This is a genomic window from Nostoc sp. CmiVER01 (assembly GCF_034531135.2).
In the GTDB taxonomy this organism is placed as follows: domain Bacteria; phylum Cyanobacteriota; class Cyanobacteriia; order Cyanobacteriales; family Nostocaceae; genus Nostoc.
Genome location: NZ_JAVRBU020000028.1, coordinates 1 through 21,038, shown reverse-complemented (window position 1 = coordinate 21,038; position 21,038 = coordinate 1). Strand labels below are relative to the sequence as shown.

24 protein-coding genes are annotated in these 21,038 nt (G+C 40.6%); 14 read left to right on the top strand and 10 right to left on the bottom strand.

What is annotated here, in order from left to right:
• Positions 1-11: 11 nt before the first annotated feature.
• Genes RMZ43_RS32940 through RMZ43_RS32930 form a run of 3 tightly spaced genes read right to left on the bottom strand, consistent with a single transcriptional unit; the run spans position 12 to position 3,642 of the window.
• On the bottom strand, positions 12-1,307 hold the full coding sequence (locus RMZ43_RS32940) for a restriction endonuclease subunit S (protein WP_322655838.1): 1,296 nt from the start codon (positions 1,305-1,307) through the stop codon (positions 12-14).
• On the bottom strand, positions 1,307-2,305 hold the full coding sequence (locus RMZ43_RS32935; RefSeq protein ID WP_322651674.1) for a hypothetical protein: 999 nt from the start codon (positions 2,303-2,305) through the stop codon (positions 1,307-1,309). The genes RMZ43_RS32940 and RMZ43_RS32935 overlap by 1 nt, the downstream gene beginning before the upstream one ends.
• Positions 2,296-3,642: a type I restriction-modification system subunit M gene (locus RMZ43_RS32930; RefSeq protein WP_322651673.1), complete on the bottom strand. Its 1,347-nt coding sequence runs from the start codon at positions 3,640-3,642 to the stop codon at positions 2,296-2,298. Before RMZ43_RS32930 ends, RMZ43_RS32935 begins: the two co-directional genes overlap by 10 nt.
• 212 nt (positions 3,643-3,854) lie before the next feature.
• Between RMZ43_RS32930 and RMZ43_RS32925 the strand changes: the two genes are divergently transcribed.
• The 7 genes from RMZ43_RS32925 to RMZ43_RS32895 all read left to right on the top strand — a co-directional run bounded on the left by RMZ43_RS32925 (position 3,855) and on the right by RMZ43_RS32895 (position 8,194).
• Positions 3,855-4,727, top strand: a complete 873-nt coding sequence (locus RMZ43_RS32925) for a hypothetical protein (protein WP_322651672.1) — start codon at positions 3,855-3,857, stop codon at positions 4,725-4,727.
• A 455-nt stretch (positions 4,728-5,182) separates the two neighbouring features.
• A complete protein-coding gene (locus RMZ43_RS32920; RefSeq protein ID WP_322651671.1) occupies positions 5,183-5,455 on the top strand; it encodes a hypothetical protein in 273 nt (90 codons plus the stop codon).
• Positions 5,452-5,817, top strand: coding sequence for a clan AA aspartic protease (locus RMZ43_RS32915; RefSeq protein WP_322651670.1), 366 nt, complete (start codon positions 5,452-5,454; stop codon positions 5,815-5,817). Before RMZ43_RS32920 ends, RMZ43_RS32915 begins: the two co-directional genes overlap by 4 nt.
• Positions 5,818-5,866: 49 nt before the next feature.
• The gene (locus tag RMZ43_RS32910) at positions 5,867-5,989 is read left to right on the top strand and encodes a hypothetical protein (RefSeq protein WP_322651669.1); all 123 of its coding nucleotides are present in this window, start codon (positions 5,867-5,869) and stop codon (positions 5,987-5,989) included.
• Between the two features lie 238 nt (positions 5,990-6,227).
• Positions 6,228-6,614, top strand: coding sequence for a hypothetical protein (locus tag RMZ43_RS32905; protein WP_428850959.1), 387 nt, complete (start codon positions 6,228-6,230; stop codon positions 6,612-6,614).
• Between the two features lie 287 nt (positions 6,615-6,901).
• Entirely contained in the window at positions 6,902-7,168 is a 267-nt protein-coding gene (locus tag RMZ43_RS32900; RefSeq protein WP_322651667.1) for a hypothetical protein, read from the top strand.
• Between the two features lie 510 nt (positions 7,169-7,678).
• Positions 7,679-8,194: a hypothetical protein gene (locus tag RMZ43_RS32895; protein WP_322651666.1), complete on the top strand. Its 516-nt coding sequence runs from the start codon at positions 7,679-7,681 to the stop codon at positions 8,192-8,194.
• A 138-nt stretch (positions 8,195-8,332) separates the two neighbouring features.
• On the opposite strand, the gene RMZ43_RS32890 is transcribed toward RMZ43_RS32895, so the two are convergent.
• The 3 genes from RMZ43_RS32890 to RMZ43_RS32880 all read right to left on the bottom strand — a co-directional run bounded on the left by RMZ43_RS32890 (position 8,333) and on the right by RMZ43_RS32880 (position 9,900).
• Positions 8,333-8,527, bottom strand: a complete 195-nt coding sequence (locus RMZ43_RS32890; protein ID WP_322651665.1) for a hypothetical protein — start codon at positions 8,525-8,527, stop codon at positions 8,333-8,335.
• Positions 8,528-8,601: 74 nt separating this feature from the next.
• Positions 8,602-9,531, bottom strand: a complete 930-nt coding sequence (locus tag RMZ43_RS32885; RefSeq protein WP_322651664.1) for a tyrosine-type recombinase/integrase — start codon at positions 9,529-9,531, stop codon at positions 8,602-8,604.
• 210 nt (positions 9,532-9,741) lie between these two features.
• Positions 9,742-9,900 (bottom strand): hypothetical protein, encoded by a 159-nt coding sequence (locus tag RMZ43_RS32880; RefSeq protein WP_322651663.1) that lies wholly within the window; start codon positions 9,898-9,900, stop codon positions 9,742-9,744.
• A gap of 131 nt (positions 9,901-10,031) precedes the next feature.
• Between RMZ43_RS32880 and RMZ43_RS32875 the strand changes: the two genes are divergently transcribed.
• From RMZ43_RS32875 to RMZ43_RS32845, 7 genes are all read left to right on the top strand, one after another.
• A complete protein-coding gene (locus tag RMZ43_RS32875; protein WP_322651709.1) occupies positions 10,032-10,604 on the top strand; it encodes a ParA family protein in 573 nt (190 codons plus the stop codon).
• A gap of 2 nt (positions 10,605-10,606) precedes the next feature.
• On the top strand, positions 10,607-11,077 hold the full coding sequence (locus RMZ43_RS32870) for a hypothetical protein (RefSeq protein WP_322655837.1): 471 nt from the start codon (positions 10,607-10,609) through the stop codon (positions 11,075-11,077).
• Between the two features lie 18 nt (positions 11,078-11,095).
• Positions 11,096-11,374 carry a hypothetical protein gene (locus tag RMZ43_RS32865; RefSeq protein ID WP_322651661.1) on the top strand — a complete coding sequence of 93 codons (279 nt, stop codon included), beginning with the start codon at positions 11,096-11,098 and terminating at the stop codon, positions 11,372-11,374.
• A gap of 30 nt (positions 11,375-11,404) precedes the next feature.
• The gene (locus RMZ43_RS32860; protein ID WP_322651660.1) at positions 11,405-11,626 is read left to right on the top strand and encodes a hypothetical protein; all 222 of its coding nucleotides are present in this window, start codon (positions 11,405-11,407) and stop codon (positions 11,624-11,626) included.
• 372 nt (positions 11,627-11,998) lie between these two features.
• On the top strand, positions 11,999-12,646 hold the full coding sequence (locus RMZ43_RS32855; RefSeq protein WP_322651659.1) for a hypothetical protein: 648 nt from the start codon (positions 11,999-12,001) through the stop codon (positions 12,644-12,646).
• A 1,148-nt stretch (positions 12,647-13,794) separates the two neighbouring features.
• Positions 13,795-14,997 (top strand): DUF7453 family protein, encoded by a 1,203-nt coding sequence (locus RMZ43_RS32850; RefSeq protein WP_322651658.1) that lies wholly within the window; start codon positions 13,795-13,797, stop codon positions 14,995-14,997.
• 942 nt (positions 14,998-15,939) lie between these two features.
• A complete protein-coding gene (locus RMZ43_RS32845; protein WP_322651657.1) occupies positions 15,940-16,260 on the top strand; it encodes a hypothetical protein in 321 nt (106 codons plus the stop codon).
• Positions 16,261-16,709: 449 nt separating this feature from the next.
• On the opposite strand, the gene RMZ43_RS32840 is transcribed toward RMZ43_RS32845, so the two are convergent.
• From RMZ43_RS32840 to RMZ43_RS32825, 4 genes are all read right to left on the bottom strand, one after another.
• On the bottom strand, positions 16,710-17,816 hold the full coding sequence (locus RMZ43_RS32840; RefSeq protein WP_428850958.1) for a WG repeat-containing protein: 1,107 nt from the start codon (positions 17,814-17,816) through the stop codon (positions 16,710-16,712).
• Positions 17,817-17,983: 167 nt separating this feature from the next.
• A complete protein-coding gene (locus tag RMZ43_RS32835) occupies positions 17,984-18,208 on the bottom strand; it encodes a tyrosine-type recombinase/integrase (RefSeq protein ID WP_322651655.1) in 225 nt (74 codons plus the stop codon).
• 591 nt (positions 18,209-18,799) lie between these two features.
• A complete protein-coding gene (locus tag RMZ43_RS32830; RefSeq protein ID WP_428850957.1) occupies positions 18,800-18,928 on the bottom strand; it encodes a hypothetical protein in 129 nt (42 codons plus the stop codon).
• A 483-nt stretch (positions 18,929-19,411) separates the two neighbouring features.
• Positions 19,412-20,806 carry a hypothetical protein gene (locus RMZ43_RS32825; RefSeq protein ID WP_428850956.1) on the bottom strand — a complete coding sequence of 465 codons (1,395 nt, stop codon included), beginning with the start codon at positions 20,804-20,806 and terminating at the stop codon, positions 19,412-19,414.
• Positions 20,807-21,038: the final 232 nt, after the last annotated feature.

The window sequence follows — 21,038 nt, the reverse complement described above, 5'->3', positions numbered from 1 at the left end:
ACTTAGTAGCTTTACATTTTCATTTTTCCAGTGACGGCTGACGCTATTATGTTGCATCTAAATTCTTCTAATAGCAAAATTTGCTTATTGATAGTTGCAATAGATGAGTCGGTCTGAGCATCATTCTCTTTAATAAAATTTATGATGTTTACTTGTTCATCTTTTGGGGGGATTGGGACAACGAAAGCACCCAACTTCTCCGTTGGTAATGTTTTAGTGCCATGTCCTGATTCTTCTAGCAAGGTTGACAAGTTTTTATTGACACCTTCTATTAAAAAAACTAGATATTCTGGTAGACAATGCACATTAAGCACTAATGCCTTCATATCCTGATTAATTGTGACAGAAAAACAAGTTAAAGCTACAGGGATCTTTCGAGCAAGTATCATGCCTCTAACTACAATAAGGACAGCATTAGTATCTAAAAGTTTAATTGTAGTTTTTTTAAGTGCTTTTTGTGTAATTTTATCTTCTGTATCTTTTATATAACGAAATTTCATATCTTTGGGAGAAACCCAAGGAATATCACCATCCCAAAATTCAGATTTTTCTTTACTTGGTGTACCACCACTATAAAATTTTGCAATATGTTTAATTTTTGCTGTAGCCCAATGCTCAGGAATCTCCCCAAACCACTCAACTCCACTATCCCGCATGGATGCTTTAGGGTTTAGCCCTTTGGTGACAGCTTGATTGATGAGAATGGCTTTTTGCTCTTGCAGTAGTTTGATGAGACGCTGTTTTTTGGCGATCGCTTCATCAATTTCGGCAGTAGTGCGCTCTAGAAAAGCAACTATTCGTTGCTGTTCTTCAGAAGTAGGAAGTGGAATACCAATTTTTTTTAAATCCTCATAGTGCATATCCCATTGTCTTACTCGGACACCATAGGACAAAGCATTATAAACACCTATGTAGGGCTTTGAACGCACTAAATAATGCAAAAACTTAGGTTCAATTTTTTCTGATTTTACTCGGCATATAATGTAGGCAGGACTCACGATTCCTTGATAATCACTAATCCCCATTGAGCCTTGCCATGCCTTCATTTTGTTGATAACAAGGTCGCCGATTTCAACAACTTTGTAGCTAGAAATATCTAATCCAGTTGCATTGTGGTTATCATCACGAGAATCTTTGAGCAAAACACCATATTCTCGGTAAACCGAGAGGACTGGCAAATCAGGTCGATTCCTTTCACATTTTAATTCAGTCACCGCACGGATATTTTGTAAATCCCAATGACTTGGAATTTCGCCCAACCACTCAACCCCACTATATTTATAAGTCTCATACTTCGGGAAAGCCATTACTCCACCTCCCCAAAACTTACTAACCGTTTTAACAACCCTTCTGTCTCACGTTCCAATTGCAAAATCTCTGCTGTTACTTCCTCCAGTGTTCTCAACGGCTTGTGCTGATAAAAATACTTATTAAAACTAATCTCATAGCCAATCTGCGTTTTATCTAAAGCTATCCACGCATCAGCCACATGAGGACGCACTTCCCGTACAAAGTAATCATGTATTTGTTCTTTTAACGGCACATTTTCTGTATCCCGCAACTCACTATCCGACTCGTACTCTACCCATTCCCCCGCTTTCTTCCCAGTCCAATAACCATAGTCAGGTAAATTATCCTCAGTGGTTCTCAACTCCGTCAAAAAATCACTCAGTTGATTACCTTTTAACTTGTGTACCTTCTTCACCACCCTTTCGGCGTTCTCATCCCGCCAACTGACAGCATTTAAAATCTGATTTTTCTCACTGTTGCTCAACTTAATGTCCAACAACTTCAATGCTGTATCAACAGCAGTTACAAATACATTAAAATCAAGTGATAATTCATCCTCCACCGCTTCCATTAAACGCTCTCCCACAATCATGAGATTGCGTTGTGCTTCCCAAGTCTTGGGCGATAATAAATCTTTCCTGGCTTTGGGGGATAGGGTAATTTGTTCACTCTCAATATAGTCCTCAATCGCCTTTTTATGCACCTCTAATTTTGTATAAGTCTCATCACCCCATTGCTCATAAGCCCATGCCATCACCTCACGCAGCGCAGGCACATAACGCAACGTAGCCACCCGTTCCGGTGTAAATTGCGCCGCCAGTCGTAAAGGGCGTTCCACTGTAATTTTGTAAAAACCAAAGTCTTTGTTATCAAACACTTTAGAAATACCTTGATTGGGCATTTCTAAATAAAGCTGGGTGATTTTTTCAATATGCTCAGTTGCAAACTCGCAATTCTTCGCTCCCAAATTCTTGCGTAATTTTTGATAAAGTTCTGACGCATCAATCAATTGCACCTTGCCCTTTCGCTGAGGTACTTTGTTGTTAGACAGAACCCAAATATATGTGTAATCCCCGTGTTGTAGAACAAATTATTCGGCAACTGGATAATTGCTTCCAACCAGTCATTTTCAATAATGTAGCGGCGAATATTACTTTCCCCGCTTCCTGCATCCCCAGTAAACAGCGAAGAACCATTGTGAACTGAAGCAATGCGGCTGCCCAAAGGACTCTCATCTAGCCGCTTCATTTTGCTGACCATATCCATCAAAAACAGTAATTGCCCATCGGAAGAACGGGGAATCGCCGGAACTACTTCTAATTCACCTTTAAAATTTTTTAGTAACACCTCGAAGCGACCGTCTAAAACATCCTTCCCATCGAGAATGTATTTTTGGTCTGACTTATACGACTTCCCATAGGGCGGATTTGACAACATAAAGTCAAACCGCAGACTGCTAAATTCATCCGTTGCTAGTGTCGAACCAAACTTGATGTTCTCTGGGTCGTTGCCCTTAATCATCATGTCCGACTTGCAAATCGCGTAGGTTTCGCCGTTCACTTCCTTACCATAGAGATAAACCGCCGCCTGCGATTTAATTTCCCCTTCTGAAACGGTAATAAAATCCTGGGATTCCGTCAGCATTCCTCCCGAACCGCAAGCCCCGTCATACACCGTAATTACTGGTGGTAGTTTATCCTTGACTGGGATAAACAAGAGGTGAGTCATCAATTTAATAACTTCGCGGGGGGTGAAATGTTCACCGGCTTCTTCGTTATTTTCTTCGTTAAACTTGCGGATTAATTCTTCAAATACATAACCCATTCCCAGGTTACTCAGTCCTGGTAGTTTTCGCCCATCCGGGTCTAGGGTATCGTGGGGACTGAGGTTGATATAAGGTGAGGTAAATTTCTCCAGCACATCCAACAACACATCCGCCTGCACCAAGCGCCGGATTTGGTTGCGTAGCTCAAATTTCTCGATAATTTCTTTAACGTTATCGCTAAAGCCATCTAGGTAAGCTTTGAAATTCGCTTCTAAAATTTGGCGATTATTAGAAGCAGTCTTGACCAATTTCTTTAATGTCCAATCGGAAGTATTGTAAAACACATAGCCTGATGCTTCTCGCAAGCCGATGGAGTCAAGCACCGTAAAACCCGCTTCCTCGCGCTGAAACCGCACTTCTTCCAGCACTGCATCTTTCGTCTCTTCTAACAAACAATCCAGCCGCCGCAGGACAAACATCGGCAGAATCACATCCCGGTACTTACCCCGCACATATACATCCCGCAGACAATCATCAGCGATTGACCAAATAAAAGAAACGTTTTTGTTTTGCAGTGATAAATCCATCTAAAAAGTAACCGGGGCGTATAGCTTGTGACCATCATTCATGGTATTACTTTCTACCCCTTTTGGCTAAAGCATCTTTCCCCTGTCGTTGAGCTAGATCGCTAATCTCGTGCTGGTTGCTCGGTGCCAGTTGTAACTAATTTGGGAGGAATGGGAATACTGACTTAAGAGTGAGATAAACACAATACTTAAATAAGGTATAGATACACGCAATGGATTGGTTGCCAGAGAGTCTGCTTGAAATGCACTTTCATCGGGCGATTGTTAAAGAGTATGAAAAACGATTTGGTGCAAAATGTATCAGACTCTTAAAACCTTCTCCTCAAAAAGAGGTATGGGTTGGTTTTGACCAAGGTTGGACAAAATCTGATTTGTCCCAGCAGGATTTATTTATGCAACTCCGTTCTGCTATCTCAGACGGTAGCTCAAAATTATCTAAATTCTATTTTGGAGAGTTTTTACAATTCAAAGTTGTAGAAGTAATAACTCGAAGGAGTCAAAATCTTCCTCACGGGTTTACAACACCATACTATCGTTCAGCCTTGTCACTAAAGCCGAATAAATCGACTAATAAATCTCAACATGAAACTTTATGTCGATTGAGTCAGATAAAAGGTGCAAAAGTTTACTATGCCTGTCCCATGATTTTTGACCAGGATATATTGTGGGAAGATCCAAATCTAAATTTATTACGGCTTGTGGATGTGACAACAGCACCAAAAGGTTGGCTCACAAATGAATCACATCACATTGTTTTTCAAAATCCAAACAGCCGAAAAATAATGTGGTGCAGCGACCCAGTTCCAGGCTCTGCATTGTCTTTTGAAGAGCATTTAGAACTTGAGAATCAACTATCCCCGTTAAGTGGTGAGCAAACAATATCGTTGATTAATCGTACATCTGAAGCCTTAAGAATTGAAAATCAAGAGGAATTCTTTCAACCCGGATTATTTGATGATGTCAGAATAATTGAAAGTCAAGTAGAATTCTTTCAACCCGGATTATTTGATGATGTCACTCGCCGAGAATCAATTGTCACTCGCTATTTGCCAGAATCAATGTCCCTTTATGAGTTTGAGTATTAGATTACTTAATCATCTTATATATCTCTTGTGGCGTTAAACATTTCTGCGATCGCTCTGGTACATAATTGGAGCAATGCTTGCGGCAACCCCTTTGGTGTATGTAAGAGCAAGCTCGCAGTTCTCTCCCGTTTCTAAATTCTAATTCCCAAATCTCTACTAATAAGTAATTGAGTTAAGTAATTGAGTAACTTATTCCTCTAACTCAATTTGCTAAAACGCTTGCTCTAGAAGGACTGGGAGAATTTCGGCTTTTTTCCTACCAGTGCGATTAGCTACTGGTAGTGAGTTTAGAGTTAATGATTTACTTAATTACTTAACTTATTTTAGTAAAAAGGATTAAAATTCAGGTTTGCGGCATGACCATAGATTTTTGGCTACCTGTTAAGAATAATAAACGCCTTTATATAGTTCTGAAACTACAATGATTTCAGAAGCAATTATTTGGTGAAGTTGTGATGCAATCAATTTTCTGGAGTGTAGAAGAAGTAGCCCTAAGAGCTAAACAGTTTTACGAAAACGGTATTCGTCAAAATGTCGAGTCTGGTGACAATATCGGCAAGATGATTGTGATTGATGCAGAAACTGGTGAATATGGGATAGATGCAACTGGTGTAGAAACAGCGTTAAAGTTAAAACAGAAAAACCCTAACGCTAGATTGTTTACTATACGGATTGGTTATGATGTCGCTGTAAGTTTTGGTGGCGCAGTGGAGCGTACTGCTGAATGATTTATGGAAAAGTAATCGATGGTAGAGCAATAGTTCCAGTGGTTTTTCGTTTACCTGAGCAGCCAGATTTTAACTTGGATTTTGTCATTGATACTGGATTTAATGACCATCTTACTTTACCATCACAGGCAGTCAGTGCGATGAATCTTCCCTTATATTCTAGTACCGAAGCAAGGTTAGCCGACGGTAGTCAAGCTTTATTATCTATACATTTGGCAACAATTGTATGGGACGGTATAGAAAGATTGATTCCAGTTTTAGCTGCTGGTTATAAACCTTTGCTTGGGACTTCTCTGATGGCCGGATATCATCTAGAAATAGATTTTCAAGACAATGGTTTAGTTTCCTTAAAGAAACTCTAATCGATTAGTTGTTGTTTGCTAAGGTTCTGAATTATTAGAAGAAGTTCAATTGTCCTATATAGAAATTAATATAGACAAAGCCTATATACAAACTTACTCCGGCAAGTACCAACTGCGATCGCTCTCTCTTGGCATGGGCAAAGGATATTTGGTGGTTTGTAAACTGGCGTGACCATGCAGCGAAAATGTTTTTTGGGCATTTTTCGAGGTAAAAAGGCTGAAAACTACCTTTCAGAGCGGCTTTGAACGCTTTTTTTGTTGGCTGACGTGGGAACAAAGACAGCCGATGATTGCAGCCCAAGCTCACAGAAACTTTAAAGCAAGATCAGTGCCTTTGCTGTATCAGTCTTTAGCACGACTCAAGTAGAAATGAAGTAACAAATTTTATTCTACTAATCAGTATTTCTTTTATGAAATTTTCGTCTAAAGTTTTGGTAATTTTAACTTCAACTTTTGGTTTATTTTCAATCAATTTTGCTGTTTCTCTGCCTGCAATTGCGTCAGTTACATGTGTTGGTGGGACAATTAGTAATTATCCAAATGGTTCGTTGGCAAGTTGTATTCTTGGACAAGATACGACCGTGCAGGTTTCCAGCCCCAGTTCCGGGTCATCTAATTTTGAGTGCCAAGCTCAACAATCTATCTCTTTTGATGAGAAAGCACAGTTTCAAAGTTGCCAGCTTTCACAGGAAATCCAACTTAGAAAAGGTAACTCAATTGAAACATGTCCAGCAGGATATAAAGTAAATGTTTCAATTGCACCCAATGGTGTTCAATCCACTAGTTGTAGACCCTAAGAGGATGTTTTAGAAGTAGAGGCTATTGGGCATTGAGCTAGGATGTTTGTAAAAACCTGCATTCCGATTTGGTTCAGAACAACGGTTCTGAACCGTTGCCAAAATCGCTATGCTTCCCGTTAGTTGAATGGTTGGGCGGTTCAAGGGGTGGGTTCAGCAATCGCAACTTCTAACTTCCGACTTCCACCAACTAGTAAGTGAAGTTGTAAGTTGAAGTCGGAAGTTACTGCAACGTGCAGCGCTGCTATGAGCGCGAGAACGAGGGTTTTAGTTGTGAATAATTACCCATGAAACATACACAAAAAGCGATCGCATTTTTTAGTGTCATTGCCATACTGGGAGGTAAAGTTAATGCTATGCCGCCTGCTAGCTCCCGTATTGTTATAGCAAGCAAAGGGACAAACATCAGTCAGGCTCAGGAAAAACTTGATCTGGAACTGCTAGCTAGAGCTATTACCGCTTTTTTACAGAGCGATCGCTATCTGACAGAATCTGAATCCTTGGTGAGTATCAACAAAGACGGTTTCGATAATTCGCCGGAAAGAAGAAAATAGGGAGGTTCGAGTAACTTTCTACCCATTACAGGAAGTGAATGCCTTTGGGGTGTTCTTGTAGATTTCAAAGCTGGACGTAGTGACAAAGAGGGTTTTAAATGGTTTAAGCAAATGGTCAACAAGTGCAAGTGCGATCCCGAACATTTAGGCAAATTGTACGAATCGATTCACTCAAAACTGGCAATGTACGACCAACTAATGGATAGCGAATGCAAACGTTTAGGAATTTAAATGCTAAATTGCATTCCCATTTAGTCAAACTACAATTATTTAAAAATAATTCTGTAAAGCTAGTTCATCCTTAGTTAATATTTACACTCAACTGAGGATGAATTAGATTTTTATGATGCTTTGGGTTTAAATGCAACAGGCAGAATTGTTGTGTAGGGATTGGGCAGCGTGAGGTTTGATGCCATGTCTGGGCTGCGATCGCTCCATAGCATCTGGGCTTTGAAAAAACGGATCGCTTTTCATCTATCATCAGTTGATTGCTATCAAAACTGATATCAAATGGCTGACGACAAAACCCCACCGAGCGAAATGATTCGCGTCCCTACTGCCTTAATTGGAGCAGTACGCCAACTATCTAAACTGCACAGAGAGGGGCATACAATTTCCTTGCTGCAAGGCTTAGAGGAATTAATATCTAAATTTGATAGCAAGATTGATATCAATAATTCCGGCAGATTGGATCAGAAGCTAGAAAATCTGGAATCCCATCTCGACACTAAACTAGAAACAATTACCAAGAAGTTGGAACTCATAGAGAAGGCAATGGCGGATGGTAGATACAGCAACACCAGACCTCGAAAACAAGCGCACCCGTACCAACAACCCCAAGTTGAACTCCTTCCCAGAAATAATGAAAGTTTAGCCCAAAGGCTTGCTGTAACCCATCAAAGTCTCATTGCAGAAAGGGAAAACAAGAGCGTCAAAGAATTTATCAGTTGGTCGCGTAACCGTGACCCCATGAGCGTGGGGTGGGAATGGAATGTAAAAGACGGACTTTACCATCCAGTGAAATAATTTCAACTGTTTCCGCAATAGGGTTCATTTAAGCCCCGATAGTAATTAGCGATCGCTAATATGTAGGTGGTTGCCATTGCCTTTAGCACTATCCCTTGGACAATCGCGCAGACACAATTGGCAGAGCGCCCGAATATCTTACAGTCCCTTAGAAGCTGCTATCTTTCGCAGGCTTTCTACTACGAGATACCCTGAATTTTGATTCTTGTTCTCCAGCAATATCTGCTCAATCTTCTGCCGCTCGGCAGTATCAGCGTCGAGGTAAAAATTAAGCAATAGCTCCACAAACAGCTTGTTATTGTTAGCTGCCTGAAAACTTAAGTCGTTAAGCATTGTAAAAAATGGTGGTTTTACATTTAGTAGTCTGTTTCAATTCTCTTCATAAATAACAGAATAATAATCTGTATTTAAACCCGTGGCAAATGTAAAGCACTACTGTCACCGGGGCGTATATGAATATAACCTGCCGTTGTGGAAATATCGGCGTGTCCCATTGTTTGCTGGATTAACGGAACTGGAGTACGCATCTCAGCATTGTGCGTCGCATGGCTATGCCTAAACCAGTGACAGCTAACTTTCTCCATCAGCCCCGCCCGTTCTGCTGCATCTTTAATAATAGGATCAACATTTTGACGATGAAGCGGCTTGTTCTTCCCGTTACGACTCTTGAAAACATAAGCATCCTTGGGCGCGTCTCCTCTGTAATTTATTAATTCCTGCCACAGATATTCCGGCAGTAAAATGTGACGGGACTTGTTACCTTTACCCACAACGGTAATCTGCCCCGTGAGATCGCGTGGTGTAAAGTCCTTCCATCTCAAACCGACTAACTCCGACACCCGCAACCCAGCCACATATAAAAGCTTTAATATCAATAAATCCCTAAGTTGTTGAGCTTTATAACGATACTTGGCTCGTTCGGTGAGGCGAATCATGAGAGCGATGTCAGTTAAAGTCAGCACCTTTTCATGCAATCGCTGGTCAAGCTTCTTTAACTTGATAGCAGCACCGGGGTTTACCTTGATGTAACCAGTTTTGTAAGCAAACGACAGTAAACTTTTGACCGCAGCCATATAGGTTTTGATAGTAGGCGCTGCCAATCCCCGGTTATGCAAATACTCAGAAAACTCCACTAAATCTTCCAAAGTTGTGTGAGCGATCGCCTTTCCTACCCCTGCCAAAAATCCTGTGAACTGCACCGCATAGCGCAGATAACATTTTTGGGTACTTTGCGGTTTATCGTGTAGCCACAGTTGAACTAAGCGCTGCTGGGCATCAACCGGTGCTAAATGAGCTAGTTGTTTACCTCTGGATTTGACTACGACTACTGGTGTCATAATTCTCGGCGATATCAAAAAGACAACGCTAATTTTGTCTCCTTCATACACATACACTCCTTTGGTGACAACCAGAATCCTTTCTACTAAATTCTTTACTAATCCCTGATATCAATTCCCCCAAAACTGCTTTTTCTACAACCAGAACCCATATTTAAGTATTTTTATTGCTGATCTTGGGTGTCCTAAGCATCCCTCCCAAGCCTTAGCCTAAATCCACCTCAGACTGCGATCGCCGAGCAGACCGAAGTGGAATGTACAAGGAAACTTCCAGATTCCCAAAACGGGAATGCCAAGAATTGCTTGTATGCGGTGATCTGCCCGAATCACTCGGCTTTTGAGCAAGTCTAGAAAATGGCGATCGCACACAGATAGTTTTTGCCTATAAGATCACCTAACCACCCCAAACCTTTATTTCTGGTAAACAGTGCGAACTGATGACAGGGGCTGGCACGAGTCCTGTAATGCTTATTCTGCCGTTGATTAATAAGTGCGCTTAACTGTTTCCAGATATACACACATTTGGGCGCGATAATTTATTTTTAATCCCGTCCGATGACCAACTCGATACCGTGCAGGATTATTTATCTAACAGTGGAGTAGGTGCAACCTTACTCAAGCGGCGATTGGAAGGCATCAGCAAAATATTCAAAGTGTGCATAATTGATGCCCCACCTCAGCGATCGCAAATTTGTTTAACAGTGATCGGCGCAGCAGATTATTTGATTATTCCCGCAGAGGCATCAGTTAAAGGTTACGGTTCACTCGTGCGGACGCTCGACTTATTGAACGGCTTGCAAGATGTCGGTGCAACGGATGCCCAAGTATTAGGTGTTTTACCGTTCCGCGATCGCTGGTTTGGTAAAACGCAAGCGCAAGAAAGTCGGGCGGCTGTAGATGGTATGCGCGACGAAGTGGGCGCTGAGTTGGTTTTACCTTCAATCCGCGAGTCAGAACGCTATAAACAAGCTATCAACAAACGTACAACCCTCTCGCAGTTGGGATATAACGATTTGGAATATCCATTTGAAATTTTAGTTGAGAAAATTCGTACTTCACTTGGGGCTAAATAAAAATGTCAGATAACGTACTCAACCAACTACGCAATAGACGTAATCGCCCGATAGTTGAACCACGCCAGGATGCACTCGTTTCTAAAGTACAATCCCAAACAGAGAAAAAAAACTCACCACAAGAACCCAGCACAGTTACCGAACCAACCAACCCAACTCCTGCACCAGCAGACACAATCGCCTCACTCCAAGCCGAACTTGAAAAATATCCCGAAACTCGAAGGCATTCAGCGATCGTCTTAGAAAAAGACCTCGACCAAGAATTAACACGATTTTGTAAAGAAAGGGGAATTACAGTTGAGCTATTTCTAGAAGCAGCATGGGCTATTGCTAGTGCCGATAACACGCTTGTTGAAAAAATTACTACAGAAGCCAAGCACCGTTATGACCAACGTAAGCGAGTTGGGCAAACTAAAAGGTTAATTACAATGTTAAGCAACTCTTCCAAAAAGGATAACGTATCGTCCCAGTAAAAAAGAGGAGATTTAAAAATGACAGTCTCTAAAATAACTGACCTAATAATCGCTTATCAAACAGAAATTTTTTCCCCAGAAGGAGATGACATCCACTTAATAGAAGGGCGAGTTTGGGAATTAGATCAAAATCTAGAATTAACCACTGAAGAAATTTTTGAGATTGTGTGTCAAGAATACCACCTGAATCCTGAGTTGATAGAAAAAGAACTAAATTGTAAATGCCCATTTGCATTAGCTGGCTTTTTAAGGGAGTTCAAACCGCTAGAACTTTCCTATTATTTGAAAATCGAATAAATGGTTGAGTTAGATAAACAATAGTCAATTATGTCAACAATTCAACGCTTATCAAACGGATTAAACCTAATTGTTAAGTACGATGAATTAGCCAATGTTGGTATTGGCTCAGATATGAACGAGCCGGGTATCATTTATGTAGAGGATAAGTCTTTGAAAACTTATACCAATATGTCAGAACTTGAACGTCATAATATGAATTCTTGGGGTTGGAAGTGGGATCATGGATTGTGGATAATAAACCTAGACTAAAAGATTATTAGTGACCCTGACAGAGGCAAAAGCAAGCCGGGTGCATTTATCAGGGATAAAACCAAGGTATGGATTACGCCATCTTGTTTAGCTGATTGTAGAGAGAAGTCCCAATTGCTCATATAGTAGGCAGTGCGGATGATACTAAGTGGTATGCACTGTGCGGCAAGTTGCTACTCCATTTCGGCTATACTTTGGCGAAATGCAAAAATCAACTCCTTAACTTTCCCTAACTTATCCTCATCGACTCCTAGAAATTTTACTAATAGAGTGAAAGTGTTCAAGAAAAACCGACTCTTGTCAAAGCCAAAACAAGCAGACCTTTCAGAAAATCTTGAAACAATTATTAGTGAAAACAAGGAGCAATTTATTATGAAAAAATCTACTCTTGTCAAAGCAACAATGGGTACTATCTTATTGTTAACAACAGGTATATTCAGTGTTACCAACGTTAATTCGAGTCAGGCACATTCAGCAAACCAAAAACTCAGGTATGGACAAACATACAAGCTCGTTAATGGTTACGACAATTGGCAAGGAGGTTATTTAGACACGCGGGGAAGAAATTGTTCTGACAATCTGCTGTGTGTTTCTACAGCCAACAACCCCAACAGAGATAACGGTAGTGGGTCTTGGAAGATTCTATCAAAAACTGGCAAAACAGGAGTTGTTGAGTCGCTTGATGACGTTTACTTGCAAAATCAATATGATCAAGGTGCTGGTGGTTACTTAGACACGCGGGGAAGAAACTGTTCTGACAATCTTCTGTGTGTCTCTACAGCCAACAACCCCAACAGAGATAGTGGTAGCGGAACCTGGAAGATAATTTCTAAACACAAATCTTCAGATGACTTACGTGAAGGTCAGCCTGTTCAACTTGTGAATGGTTATGGTAATGGTCAAGGAGGTTATTTAGATACCAGAGGCAGAGGTTGTAATGAAAATTTGTTGTGTGTCTCAACGGCTGCTGGCGCAGATAGAGATAGTGGTAGCGGAACTTGGAAATTTATTAAGCAGTAAATTTTAGCTCAAAAACAGACTATCACTAAAAACTTCAACTATTAGCAGCGTTGCTGAATTTAAGTAGGACTTACCCACTGAAGTCCTGAGATTCAGTAGTATTGCAGGTCGCTATAGATAATCCCTCTTCCAGATTGGTTGAGGGATTTTTGGTGAATATTCCCAATTTTGGAAAAATGTTTTGTTCAGGATTTATATCCAGTAGTGTTGAATTTCTAGGGTGTGGTGATTGCCTTTTGTGAGGAGATTTGGGACAAATGTAGTGAGAAAATAAGCAAAATTTTCTCACTACAATAGAAAGCACATCAAAAACCTAAACTCCAAACCTATGCTAATTATTTTTCCCATTTTGGGAATTTAGAAAGGATTTATAAACCCTCAAAAGCCTCAGAAGCTACAATAGGCAATAGCTTGATGGAGGTTTGTTAAATATTGGTGCTGGTTGCTTCTGCGATCGCTCCTCGTTCAATTTCCTTGGCTGATTTTTAGACTGGAAATCCGACAATAACCATTCTCCCAAACACCTGCTACTTCGTGAACCACACACCTCAATTAAGCAGGGCTTATCATTCACACCCCTAAAAATCCCAATCTCACACCCATTGATAAGTTTGGCAAATATCTATATCTCTATACACCAGTCTGTACAAGGCTTGGAGGTTACTCCTTGTAGTGATAACTTGAGGCGGATTTTAGCACTACAAGCTGAGGGGGTACAAAAAAGCGCTCCCCTTAAACCGCAGCAATTGGTTATCAAGGTAGATGATTGAGATCAATTGTGACATCGTTGTTTACCGATCAGGGAAGGGCGATCACCCCAATTAAAAAACCCTAATTATCGAGAGTAGTGGAGGCACGATTTTTCCCACATTCCGGAAAAGCGATCGCTCTTACGAGGATCGGATTTAATATCACGGTATATCGTGAAGAGAAGAATTCTCTTGATTTTAAGCAGGAATTTAGTCTGTTTTTATCCCCCCCTCAAGAGTAATTATTTAGTTAGCAACGGGAAAGCGATCGCCGAGCTTGGAGTTATCTGCTGATGGCTGTTGTTGACATAAGCGATACTCCAAAAAATAATCTTATGGATTGACGTAAAATGAGATGATTATTCAGTCAAAAACTTTATCTAATAACGTGAGATTGTCATGAATACTTACCCAAAGTTTTTTACTGCTATAGCTAGTATCTTTGTCAGTCTAATAGCGATAGAAGTGAAATCGGTATATGCAGGCACATTTACTTTTACAAAAATCGCCGAAGTTGACAACAAAAACTTTTTTGATGTTGGAGGTGGCCCTATAAATGATAATGGTACAGTAGCTTTTGCTGCCAACACACCTTCAGGTACAGGTATCTTCACTGGTAACAGTGGAGCAATTAGCCCGGTTGTCGCCCCCGATCCACGAAACTCTTTTAACGGTGTAGCAATTAACAACAGTGGTACGGTAGGCTTCGGAAATGCTGCTATTGAAGCTCAAGAAGGTCTTTTTATAAGTAACGGTGAGACAGTTAGAACTGTTGCTACATCAAGCGATGGTTTGTTTACTCTAAATTTATCACCCAATGCATTTAATAACAATAATATATTAGTTTTCAGGCTTTTTAGGAGCTTCGATAGCACTGTAATTGTTACTGGTAGCGGTGGTTCTTTAACCACTGTTGTAGACACTAGTGGGCAATTTAGGTTTTTCAACCAAGATCCGGCAATTAACGACAATAATGTAGTGGCTTTTACAGCTTCGTTAAAAGATGGAACGCAAGGTCTGTTCACAATTCAAAATGGGTTAATTACTACTATTGCTGATGATACTAGTCTTTTCTCTGGTGGATTTTCCGATATTTCCATTAATAACAAAAATGCTGTTGCATTTAAAGCCTCTCTAGACAGTGGGGAAGAAGGAGTTTTTATAGGCAATGGTGAAACAACGACTACTGTTGCTAACACCAGTGGCTCTTTTAGTAGATTTACTAGACCCACAATTAATGACAATAATCAAGTAGCTTTCAATGGAACATTACGAAATGGGGCGGCAAATGCTTCTGTTGATGGTATTTTTACAGGTTCAGACCCGATTGCAGATAAAGTAATTGGCATAGGTGACTCTGTTTTGGATGGTACTGTAACCAATCTTTTTTTTGATGGAGGTCTCAATAATTTCGGACAAATTTCATTCTTTGCTACGATTAGGGATAGTAATAATAATTCGAGAAATGTTGTTTTACGTGCCGATCCAGTCTCGACATCAATTCCTGAATCGACTTCTAAATTAGGTTTACTAGCTCTAGGCACTCTAGGTACAGGTCTAGCCCTTAAAAGGAATCTCAAACAAAAAATAACAACAAAATAAACAGCTTTTGGCTCTCCAAAAAATAAAAGCACTCGTCCGTTGCTTTGATTCGGAGCAATTTAACTTTACTGTGATTTCAAGTAAAAGCTTGCTGAACTTAGAGGCTGAATAGCTGGATGCCTAAGCCAGGAAGTCACCCTCCTGACTCGGCTAAAAAACCCTGCATGAGAAGCTATATAATTGCTTGCCTCCTGGTGAAAATTTCCAGTCGACTGGAAAAATGACTCATTGCTCATGATGCGTTGCTGTTTTAATAGTGTAAAAAACTTGCACTATGTTTAAAGTATTGTCAGACATTATCCAGCACTTGGGGACAACCAGGAGCGCGGCGATCGCCTTTATAATGCAATGGCTAAAGTTCCCGATCGGGATGGGGTGCAAAATTTTGCATTATTGCAGAAGCCATAACCAACTATGGAAATGTAAGAGCGCTAAAATTCCCAACGTTGGGAATTTGTAGAGCGATGAATTATTTGACTAATAACGAAAAATTATTTGTCACCAATCTAAATCCTTCTGCATCGCTAATCCAAGCGATTTCTACAACTTCATGTCAGAAATCCTAAAAATTGGATGTCCTGACAGTAAAGCTTACAGGCATGAAGAACTTAACTTATAAGAAAGTCGCTGCGGTCAAATAATTCGTCGCTCTACAATAAATTAGTGCAAGACCACTTCGCCCAATTGGAGTTTAGAAAACCGTAGCAAGCAAGCCTGTGTAGTACGCTCCCAAGCCATACTCTGAGACAGCTTAACCCCGATGTCTTGAAAAGTGCTTCATTGCATCGTTAATGATTGTAAATGTATTAAATAATGTTATAGTACAGCAATTAACAGCACTTAGTACAGTATTAATAAGTTTAAAAGCATTGCTGACACTGCTTTAACAATTGCAAACTACAGCAATTGTAAATCGCTTCTCAAAAATTAAGGAGCATAGATATGAGTAACATATTGTCTGATTTATCTAATTTTAAAGAACTCGGATTCCAAGAACTCTCTGAGTCAGAATCTCAACTTGTAGTTGGAGGTAATTTATTTGGAAGTATTGTTGGCGCTGTTGCTGGTAGTTATATCGGCTCTAAAGCAGGACTAGCTGGTATTATTGCAGGAGGATTAGTTGGAGGTGCTGTAGGGTCTGTTGCGGAAGACTTCATTAACGGTCTATCCCGCCGGGAGCAAGTCGTAGTCCCAGTAACTGTATCTGTATCTGATGGGGAAACAACAACAACAACAACATCAGTGTCAATACTATCAAGATAATTGTAGAACGACGAATTATTTGACCATAACGAAAAATTATTTGTCACCAATCTAAATCCTTCTGCATCGCTAATCCAGGCGATTTCACAACTTCATATTAGAAATCCTAAAAATTAGATGCCCTAAGAGTCAGGGCAAACGCATCTAAATTACTCTTGATCACAACCAAGGTTAAGAACCAACAACAAAATCAGCATTTCTCGTTTGGTTTAGTTTCCAAGGCTTAAAGCGATCGCTAATTTTGTGTCAATAAGTAGCGATTAATGCGACTAATTTTGAGCTTGTTGAGAATATAATTCTTTTGTTGATATGATGCGGCCACCCTGCCCTAACAGTAAAGCTTACAGGCATGAAGAACTTGACTTATAATTTGTCGCTGCGGTCAAATAATTCGTCGCTCTACAACTGTTTCGGACAAAACTCAGACATTAGCTTAAGAGCGATCGCTCTCATTTAAAAGTTACAGGTTGCCAGACAAACTGTCCAGAATGATTAATAAAACCTTCACTAGCTGCATTAACCTTTACATAAGCTAGTCCATTTCTGAAAGGTGACACGCTGTTAAATTTTGGTTGAATAACTATCAAACCACTTCTATTGATGTAGCCCCATTTGCCTTTAACTTTTACAGATGCTAACCCCTCAGAAAAGAGTTTTGCTTCTTGGATCTTAGGATCAGAGGGAATAGCAATCTTTCCTTCCATATCAATATAGCTACATTGTGATAAACTTTTTGTTTGATTAGCTAACTTTAAGCGTACTGGTATTAATCCTTCTGCAACACCCTTGTCAAGACTGTTAAAATCAGTACCACAAGTCAATTTGAGTTGATTTGTTAGCACCTTGTTGGTTTGATCGATTAATATAATTTCCTCGCTAGTGTTCGAGTTATATTTAATAACTATAGCTCTGTTCATCACAAAGTCAGTTCCAGCCCAATATGAGGATTCAAAGGGAATTTTTAATTTTCCTGAGTGATCGATATACCCTACCAATGCTTGAAGACCTTCTCCAACTTTTACAAATGCCAAGCCATTAGAAAAACTTCTAACACTATCAAACTTAGGCTCAATTGCGATCTCTCCTTTAGTATTAATAAAACCCGATTTGCCTTTAACTACTATAGGAGCTAACCCTTCCTTAAAATCCCCATCAAAGCTCCAATTAGGTTTGGATTCAATTACCACATTCCCTCGTTTATCAATAAAGAAAAATGAGTTTCCTTCTAAATAAACTAATGCTAGTTTTTCTGAAAACGGACGAACATTAGTATATTTAGGAACAATTACAAACTCACCTTTATGATTGATAAAACCCCAACGTTCTCCAACCCTTACAGCTGCCAAGCCATCAGAAAAAGGCTTTGCTTCTAGAAACTGTTGTTTAATAACTACTTGACCTGCTTCATTAATAAAGCCGACACCATCATTGGTTTTAATAATGGAAAACTTCACAGTCTCATCAGAAATCTCAGGAATATATCCACTGACACCACATCCAGATATGAAGATGAGATAAGTGATCGCAAACAAAGTTGCGATTTTGCCTTTTTTCACGTTCATTTCTTTGTTTTTAAATTTCTGCGTGTATTGTAAAGCAAAGGTAATGACTTAATTCTACTTCTTACCCTTGGTTTTGCTTGAAAGCAGCAGCTTGTTTTGAAGTTCATATTTATCGGTATCTTCCCTAACTGGTGACACAAGTTCCGATGCCCTGAGATTTCCTAAATAACTTTCAGTGGTATACCAGCATTACTCATCTGAGTTAAAGCAGTCCTTCTAAAGCTATGACTATTCACCCCAAAAATATCTACTTGCTGACAAGCTCCTCTCAAAATCCTAGCGGCTGAGTCTTCGCTGATGTGTCCATCACTGCGACCGGGAAACAGATAATCATTTCCTGCCAGTGGGTAGTATTCAACCAATAGCCGCCGTAAATTTTCAATCACTGGTATAGCTCTGGTTGCGCTTTAGTGTTTGACTTTCTGATGACAAACTGCGGTCTAACGTTACCCTTGGGTGTGTAAATGTCTTGAGTTTGTAGCGTACAGCATTCACGGATTCTACAAGCACTAAACAGGCATACGGCGAACAAGGTGCGATCAGCCTTGCTACACCATTAGCACCATCTACAGAAAGCGTAAGAAGTGATTTATCTCTATACCAATCCGAAATAAGGAACAATGAAGTAAGCAGTATTTTGAAAAAAAAATGATTCTCGCAACTACACAAGGCAATGATTTCGCTTTTCCCTTACACTCAGAAACCTCAATAAATCAAGGTGGGTTAACAAAAAGAGAGTATTTCGCATCCCAGATAGTCGCTGGATTATTAAGCAACCCAAACGGAAGGTCAAATGATATAGCAGAAGATGCTGTAAATCTCGCAGATAGTCTTATAAAGGAATTAAATAAACAGCCCCCAACTATGCCTAGTTAACCCTTCCCAACTCGTTACAACCCTCCCAAATCCGTTACAACTTTTTACAACCGCAAGCCCTATTATTTAGCTTATAGAAGTGATTTAGCAGAGCTTTTAGGTTAGTCAGTGCGATCGCCCTTTGTTTTGTCTCTGATAGTGGGATCGCACTTTTGGGCTAATCTGGGGTCGAATGCTTTACAGTAAAAGTTTTTGGTGTGATGTCGAGATAAATCCAAGTATTTGTTCACTAATGGATACTGGTAGCTACTTACCAGTTAATCCTATGTAAATAACTGAACATTATTACAATTAAGGCATTTACGTGCCCGTAGCTTTTCACCTCCTCCCCATCCAGCCTGATCAGCACGAAAATATACCCAGAGATTTGCTGATTCTCCAACAGTACGACCCCAAGTAAAATTCTGTGAATCGCAGATCGGACATAGCGTTTCTTGTGATGTGTAACTTTTTTGATTTGGTTGGTTGTTCATGAGCCTTCACTCTTGATTTAAAGTAAAGTAAATTGCTTTGCTCCGGTATGATCTAACTACACTTCGGGTTTGGACAATTCCAATCAAGGAATTTACAACTGGTAGATCAGATGGTATTCATTGGTCACAAGTTAAGGTTGTGAACCCGGATTTCTCACAAAGCTTGAAGAAATAGGGGTCAAAAACTGCCAAAATGTATATTGCAAAGCAATTCCAGGAGTTTGAAGTATAGCCCTTAGTTTAGATCAAAGTGCTGTAGTCCAAAGAGCCATCTGCAAAGATAAAATTCTCAAAACCTGTTGTGGAGAGTGTAATAACATTTTTATTGTTATTGAAGCTGATGTTAGCTGGGTTTAGGGCATTGCCTGAAATTACACCAGAAAAAGTGAGTTCAGAGCGATTGAAAGCACTGAGGTCTAAGGTATCAAAACCTTTTCCACCATCCACAGTTCCAGTACCAAACCCTTTGAAGTAGTCATTTCCAGTGCCTAGATCAATACCGATACCGCCACCAATAGTAACTTTTTGCTGAACTTTATTGATGGTACTGGTGGCTCTGATTTTGTCATTGCCATCACCAGTTTTAATCATTCCTTTTCCATAAATGCCATAAGCAACACCACCAATTGTTGCTGTAGCCTGTCCGGTAAGGATGTCACAACCATTCCCAGCATCAATTACTCCATCGTTGGAGATGCCTATGACGATGAGGTTGGAGGCTAAACCTTTGCCAGAACCAGTAATAGTGTCGTTACCCTGCCCTGTGGTGATGATGGCACCTTTCATGTTCTGGATGCCAATTCCATCGCCAGTTCCATTACTGCTGGGGCCGCCAGTACCTGTGCCAGTGCCTATGATCGTGTCTTCTCCGTCTCCGGTATCCAGTTTCTTACTGTTAATGATGCCAGTCCCTACACCGCCAGTGCCGGGTACAACCCCATCAGTGGGAATGCCGGCAATACCGATGCCTGCGATCGTGTCTTTTCCGTCTCCGGTATCCAGTTGCCCAGTGTTGCTGATGCCAGTCCCATATCCACCGCTGCTGCCATAGCGACTGCCACCACCAGTGCTGCCCTGACCAGTGCTAGTGATCGTGTCATTGCCCAACCCAGTATTCAGTTTGCCAGTGTTGCTGATGCCAGTCCCAAATCCACCGCCGCCGCCAAAGGGAAAGTAACCGCCGCCGTTGCCGCCGTTGCCGCCAGTGCCATTGCTGATGATAGTATCGTTTCCCAACCCAGTATTCAGTTTGCCACTGTTACTGATGCCAGTCCCTGCACCGCCACCGCCGCCATTAGTGCCAGAATAAACAGTAGGCTCACCCGTGCCGTTGCCTCCAAGACCCCCAATACCGTTGCTAATGATAGCGTCGTCGCCCGACCCAGCATTCAGATTGCCATTATTGCTGATGCCGATTCCAGCACCGCCTTCGCTGCCATTCTTACCGATAGCACCATCAGCCCCTTTACCGCCAGTGCCGTTGCCTTTAATGGTGTTCTTTCCTGAGCCTGTAAAAATGAAACCTCCAGTTAAAATATCAATCCCAATTCCTGGAAATTTATTTAAATCTTCCCCTACTATTGTGTCGTTACTAGCAGTGCCTGTGAAATTGGGTGGAACCGTAAATCTAGGCATAATTAAAATCCTCTAAATTCAGATTAGTATGGTCAGTTGGTAGAGTTAATGGAAGCTATTATGCTGTAGAGCGACGAATTATTTGACTATAACGAAAAATTATTTGTCACCAAGGGACTTCCAGAAAATAAAATATACGGATGCGATCAAAGAGATGTAAAGGAATAGAAGCAGAATGAGGAGCAGTGGACTGGAACGGTTCATCTACATCTATATGCGCGTCTAGATTAGT

Excerpts from the sequence above, each read along its gene's own strand:
- RMZ43_RS32940 (WP_322655838.1), bottom strand. The coding sequence starts at position 1,307 with ATGGCTTTCCCGAAGTATGAGACTTATAAATATAGTGGGGTTGAGTGG.
- RMZ43_RS32930 (WP_322651673.1), bottom strand. The coding sequence starts at position 3,642 with ATGGATTTATCACTGCAAAACAAAAACGTTTCTTTTATTTGGTCAATC.
- RMZ43_RS32925 (WP_322651672.1), top strand. The coding sequence starts at position 3,855 with ATGGATTGGTTGCCAGAGAGTCTGCTTGAAATGCACTTTCATCGGGCG.
- RMZ43_RS32920 (WP_322651671.1), top strand. The coding sequence starts at position 5,183 with ATGCAATCAATTTTCTGGAGTGTAGAAGAAGTAGCCCTAAGAGCTAAA.
- RMZ43_RS32915 (WP_322651670.1), top strand. The coding sequence starts at position 5,452 with ATGATTTATGGAAAAGTAATCGATGGTAGAGCAATAGTTCCAGTGGTT.
- RMZ43_RS32905 (WP_428850959.1), top strand. The coding sequence starts at position 6,228 with ATGAAATTTTCGTCTAAAGTTTTGGTAATTTTAACTTCAACTTTTGGT.
- RMZ43_RS32900 (WP_322651667.1), top strand. The coding sequence starts at position 6,902 with ATGAAACATACACAAAAAGCGATCGCATTTTTTAGTGTCATTGCCATA.
- RMZ43_RS32895 (WP_322651666.1), top strand. The coding sequence starts at position 7,679 with ATGGCTGACGACAAAACCCCACCGAGCGAAATGATTCGCGTCCCTACT.
- RMZ43_RS32890 (WP_322651665.1), bottom strand. The coding sequence starts at position 8,527 with ATGCTTAACGACTTAAGTTTTCAGGCAGCTAACAATAACAAGCTGTTT.
- RMZ43_RS32885 (WP_322651664.1), bottom strand. The coding sequence starts at position 9,531 with ATGACACCAGTAGTCGTAGTCAAATCCAGAGGTAAACAACTAGCTCAT.
- RMZ43_RS32870 (WP_322655837.1), top strand. The coding sequence starts at position 10,607 with ATGTCAGATAACGTACTCAACCAACTACGCAATAGACGTAATCGCCCG.
- RMZ43_RS32865 (WP_322651661.1), top strand. The coding sequence starts at position 11,096 with ATGACAGTCTCTAAAATAACTGACCTAATAATCGCTTATCAAACAGAA.
- RMZ43_RS32860 (WP_322651660.1), top strand. The coding sequence starts at position 11,405 with ATGTCAACAATTCAACGCTTATCAAACGGATTAAACCTAATTGTTAAG.
- RMZ43_RS32855 (WP_322651659.1), top strand. The coding sequence starts at position 11,999 with ATGAAAAAATCTACTCTTGTCAAAGCAACAATGGGTACTATCTTATTG.
- RMZ43_RS32850 (WP_322651658.1), top strand. The coding sequence starts at position 13,795 with ATGAATACTTACCCAAAGTTTTTTACTGCTATAGCTAGTATCTTTGTC.
- RMZ43_RS32845 (WP_322651657.1), top strand. The coding sequence starts at position 15,940 with ATGAGTAACATATTGTCTGATTTATCTAATTTTAAAGAACTCGGATTC.
- RMZ43_RS32825 (WP_428850956.1), bottom strand. The coding sequence starts at position 20,806 with ATGCCTAGATTTACGGTTCCACCCAATTTCACAGGCACTGCTAGTAAC.